Origin of the sequence: Polaromonas sp. AET17H-212 (genome assembly GCF_002379085.1) — a bacterium.
In the GTDB taxonomy this organism is placed as follows: domain Bacteria; phylum Pseudomonadota; class Gammaproteobacteria; order Burkholderiales; family Burkholderiaceae_C; genus Polaromonas.
Genome location: NZ_NBZW01000074.1, coordinates 1 through 536 on the forward strand (window position 1 = coordinate 1; position 536 = coordinate 536).

Annotated in this window: 3 protein-coding genes; 1 reads left to right on the forward strand and 2 read right to left on the reverse strand. The window is 56.5% G+C overall.

All coding sequences use genetic code 11. From position 1 onward, the window contains the following. Positions 1-108, forward strand: a 108-nt coding sequence (locus B7G53_RS22295) for a transposase domain-containing protein (protein WP_141396417.1), incomplete at its 5' end; no start/stop codon positions are given. A gap of 15 nt (positions 109-123) precedes the next feature. Here the strand turns inward: B7G53_RS22295 and B7G53_RS22300 are convergent. After that, positions 124-417, reverse strand: coding sequence for a DUF2726 domain-containing protein (locus B7G53_RS22300; protein WP_369680291.1), 294 nt, complete (start codon positions 415-417; stop codon positions 124-126). Next, positions 348-536: hypothetical protein (locus tag B7G53_RS23090; RefSeq protein WP_217992646.1), on the reverse strand; the 189-nt coding region annotated here is incomplete at its 5' end. The genes B7G53_RS23090 and B7G53_RS22300, both read right to left, overlap by 70 nt.

Below are 536 nucleotides of genomic sequence, written 5' to 3' on the forward strand. Positions count from 1 at the left end.
CCGTACGCATACCTGAAGGACATCCTCGAGCGGCTGCCCACGCAGCCGGCCAGTCGCGTCCAAGAGCTGCTGCCGCATCGCTGGCAGGCCCCTCTCTCCACTACTTGACCCTGTCGGCCGTCGTCAAGACGGGATCACCGCGCGCTTACTGAACAGAGGCAATCCTGCCAGCTGAAATAGCTTGTTTTTTATGTCGTCGCGACGCGCCGCGTCTTCAGCGTCATGCCATTCTGAGTCCAGCTCGAACCCCGCTATCGGATCCTCGTCGCAGGTGCATAAAAGAATGTCGACCTGCGACTGCCATGCAAATTGCTGAAAACTTTTAGAAATTGAGAGGCCAAGTGCATCTAGATCGATGAAGTTGCGCAGTGCGATGTTTGGATAAGACGTAAGCGTCCGGCCACCCCCTTCTTGAATTCGGCCGTATAAGCGGCAAGGATGGTGTCCACCAAGGAATTTAGGTGGACACCATGAAAGACTCCAAGAAGATCGTGCGCCGGCGTCATAGCGCCGAACTCAAGGCGCAGGTTCTGGGC